At 32.9% G+C, this 4,113-nt stretch carries 4 protein-coding genes; 1 reads left to right on the forward strand and 3 read right to left on the reverse strand.

Annotated features, from left to right (window positions below; translation table 11 throughout):
- The first annotated feature begins 703 nt into the window (after positions 1-703).
- Entirely contained in the window at positions 704-883 is a 180-nt protein-coding gene (locus ACQKMD_RS21785) for a hypothetical protein (protein WP_427754650.1), read from the forward strand.
- A gap of 395 nt (positions 884-1,278) precedes the next feature.
- Here the strand turns inward: ACQKMD_RS21785 and rsgA are convergent, their stop codons facing one another.
- From rsgA to ACQKMD_RS21800, 3 genes are all read right to left on the reverse strand, one after another.
- Complete coding sequence (gene rsgA, locus ACQKMD_RS21790; RefSeq protein WP_427754652.1) at positions 1,279-2,346, reverse strand: ribosome small subunit-dependent GTPase A; 1,068 nt, start codon at positions 2,344-2,346, stop codon at positions 1,279-1,281.
- A gap of 242 nt (positions 2,347-2,588) precedes the next feature.
- Positions 2,589-3,158, reverse strand: coding sequence for a histidine phosphatase family protein (locus tag ACQKMD_RS21795; protein ID WP_427754654.1), 570 nt, complete (start codon positions 3,156-3,158; stop codon positions 2,589-2,591).
- A 174-nt stretch (positions 3,159-3,332) separates the two neighbouring features.
- Positions 3,333-3,521 carry a hypothetical protein gene (locus tag ACQKMD_RS21800; RefSeq protein WP_427754655.1) on the reverse strand — a complete coding sequence of 63 codons (189 nt, stop codon included), beginning with the start codon at positions 3,519-3,521 and terminating at the stop codon, positions 3,333-3,335.
- Between the last annotated feature and the right edge of the window lie 592 nt (positions 3,522-4,113).

Here is a 4,113-nt window from a genome sequence, read left to right on the forward strand (position 1 = left end):
CCTCTTTTCTAGGATTGGTTGTGGTGACTTAATTCTACCAAGAAAAGGTCTTCCTTTTTCTATTTATTCATTTACACAAGATATTTTACGCTCTCATCTCCTATAGAAAACTTCAAGTCACTCTACAACTATTCTTACTTAATTTCATCTTAGAATTAAAACCAATATAATCGCTATTATCGACTTTCGTTCTTAACTAACTTTATTTGTTTTTAAACCGACAATATTGTAATTTAAACTACTATATTACTATTATACGGGTTCAGGTGTAAGAGCCAAACCAATCACTATTTCATTGTTTACAAAACACCAATATAATTGTCTAATTAATCCTCTAGCTGCATAACACAGCCAAAAGTTAAACAAAAAACCTGAGTCCAGGATATTGTACTTAGGCTCATACTGTTGGGTTACCCACTCATCAAATCATTTGATTTTTTCTGAATTTATAATGAAACTCGTAAAAGGCTTATCATAAGGGTAACGCTAATCTCCCATAGCTCTTCTTTATTAAAGCCGAATTTTGCAGGAACTGTACTCCAAACAACAAATTCAAGAAGATTAATAGTATCTCCTGTATCCCATTACAAAAATGGTTATTTCTTTTCTTTTTAAACTAAAGGGGTTGGAAAATGAAACCAAAAACTATCTCATTCGTATAATACCTGTAATCAGGAATTTCAAAGAAAGAAGGTATATTTTTTTGAATGACAATAAAAAAGGTAAAGAAGCTATGAGTTTGGGAATAGGTATTGGAATATTATTTGGATTAGTTTTCGGTTTGTTCATTCATAACCTTGCTGTCGGGCTTTTAATCGGTATGGCATTTGGAGCAGGGATTGGCGTAGCGATTAGAGCGTCTAGAGTAAATAAAACAGAATAAAATGAAAGTGTAAGTTGAAGAATTTTGTACATAATGGTGAAACTTTTGTTAAGTAATAATCCGAGTAGAATAGAATTTATAAGAGGATGTTTTGATTAGTCATTTTTTCAAAATATCTTCTTTTCTTTTGTTGGTTCCCCCAAGATAAACAGCATCAAATTAATCAGACTTTATTTCAAAACTTCATTAATTATAGCCATCAAAGAAAATGATTTTAGAATTTAATAATCTTTCGTTTAAGTGGTTCTGGTTCATAATTGTGGTTTTCCCTTCGCCAAAGACATTGATTATGCGATCTATGCGGCGGCCCTACACAGATTTCTTGTTGTACTTACCTGTATAATCAGTACCAAATAATATAAAGGAGCGACCTTAACTAGAGTCGCTCCCTCATGTTATCTTCTTCTATTTTTTGCCTTCACAGCTTTCCTAATTCGCTTTGTTTCTCTCAAATTATCAAACATATATTTTAGTCTTTCTTTTTCCCGACTCTCGGCTTTCAGCTCAGCATATCTTGCTTCTCTTTCAAGCTTTTGATAGCTTTGTAGTCTTTTATTTGAAAGCTCTCCATCTGTAATGGCCTGCTGCACGGCACAGCCTGGTTCATTTTTATGCTGGCAATTATTAAATTTACATTGCTTCGTTAACTCATCAATATCTGAGAATGATTTTGATAAATCTACACTTTGCACTCCCAACTCTCGCATACCAGGAGTATCAATGACAACACCAAGTCCCGAAATTAGAAAAAGTTCGCGTCTTGTTGTCGTATGCTTTCCTTTATCATCATTCCTAAGATCGCGCGTTTCAATAAGCTCTTGACCAAGTAACGCATTTATTAATGTTGATTTCCCAACACCAGATGATCCAATAAAGGCTACCGTCTGTCCACTAGACAAGTAGTTTTTGACCGGTTCATAACCCTCATTATCGACACTAGAAGTCACGATTACATCAACGCCTATAGAAATCCTGGATACTTCCTCTAGCATTGCTTCAACATTTTCACACAAATCTGCCTTAGTTAACACGATAACTGGTATCGCTCCACTATCCCATGCAATCGATAGATAGCGTTCCATTCGTCTTATATTAAAATCATTATTTAGTGACATACATATAAAAATTTTATCAATGTTAGCGGCAATAAGCTGAGTTTCTTGAGTCATTCCGGCTTCCTTGCGTACAAGTAAACTTTTTCGAGATAGCACATGGTGAATTATACTATTCCCATCAGTTCGTTTAACCATAACAAAGTCTCCTACGGTCGGATAATTTCTGGCTCCTGTAGCTTTGAAACGAAACTTTCCAGATACCTCCGCTTTCAGCTCACCTTGGTCAGTAATTAACTTATAAATCCCCTTTGATAATGACGACACCCTTCCAACATGAAGACCTTCAAAATGTTTTATCTCTTTTAAGAAAAAGTCATTTAAACCCAAATCTTTCATTTCAATATTCAACGTACCATCCTCCTAAAGTTTACGTACAACTTTTGGAAGGCCTAATGTATGGGGTTAATTAACATGTACCTCCCTCAAAGTTTCAATTCCAGTCAAATATGTATTAGTCATAAAACACCCACTCCTCTCATTTATTAATACAGTCAATATACCACCGATTAGAAAAATATTCTATATATACCTTTAAAAAACTGTAACGGATAACAAACCATTTCAAAACAAATTTATTAGCGCCCTAAATATTATGTATTATTAAATCTTCTTTTCTCAATAGCTACTAAGTGATAACCATCAAAAGTTACTTGATAAATATCTGGTTTTTCGGTCGATTGCCAGAAATCATATCCAAGGGAAGGTTCAAAGTAATTTAAAAGAGCTGTCATGATATTACCATGAGTTCCAATAGCTACATTTTCAAAGTCTGGATTCCCTAAAATATCAAAAATTATAGGTAATGATCTATTTTGAGCTTCTCTAACTGACTCTCCACCTTCTAAACAAAAGTCTATATTCTCAAATGACTTCATAAGTGCAAAATCTATTTCACTTTGAGGTAATTTATATTGCCATTTAATCGCTCGTTCTCTTAGACCCTCTTCAATGACTATCTTAGAAGATTCGATTAGTCCATCCAAAGTCTGTAGTACTCGTTTATAGGGGCTAGAAAACACCGCATCAAACTCTATTTTATTTAATGAACTAACAAGTTTCTTGGCAGTTTCCTTTCCTTTTTCTAAAAGCGGACGTTCCCGTTCTCCACCAAAAATAAATGGAGATTCTGCATGTCTAATAAAGTAAATAGTAGTTTTCAAATTTTTACCTCATATATTTATTTAGTGTTAATGGACTTATTCGAATAACTTAAGTAATTTAAAAAAAGCCAAAAGAGTTGAAATAGCTTTTGACTTGTTCTTGGAAGAAGTGATGTAGGTTCTCATTTTAATCATTTTAACTTCAAGCGAATTTGAAAGATTTCACTTTAATAATTAATCAAAAAAGTATTCATCTTTATCCCATTTACCATTGTATAAACTTCCACCTTTTAGGTATACAATTTCTCCAATACTATTTTGCCTTATTGCATACTTTTGTCTATCGCATAAACAAATTGAAGGTGTGTATAAAGCGGTTTCAACACCAACTAATTGATTGTCATTATAATTATACTCTTCCATATACACTTCCTCGGGCATTTCAAAATTACTTGTCTCATATTTTAATAGTTTCCCGTCCTCATATTCGCACCTTGAAATCTTCCATATAGTATTGTCAGATCGGACAGATATCCCAATTTCAATATTCTTGTCATAGGTTAAGAACTCCCTAAATCGTTCATCTTGAAATTCTTCAAATTCATCATTATTCTGAACATATATTAACTTTCCTCGCTTATTAAATCCATATTTAAATGAATATTTTTTTGAAAAGCGTTTTAATATTTTACCTCGTTTCGTTCCTCCAACTATATAAGTAAGAACAAGACTTGGGCAATAATACCCTCTGTGTACCCCTTGTTTCCCCGCCTTTTGTATAGATAACAGAATCAATATCTTTAGAAATTGTGTTCTCTATATATGCTTTTTCTTTTCTATAAAAATGAGCAAGTTCCTTATGGTTTACTATTATATCCTCATATCGCTTAAATTCTATTGAATATACATTTTTATTTCTTTTTGACGAATTGTAATATTAAGTGCAACACCAAGACAAAATAGAAAACGCCCATAACGATTCCGTGTAAAATGTAAGTTACCACACTAAACATCA

Origin of the sequence: Viridibacillus sp. NPDC096237, assembly GCF_050278625.1 — a bacterium.
GTDB lineage: Bacteria > Bacillota > Bacilli > Bacillales_A > Planococcaceae > Viridibacillus.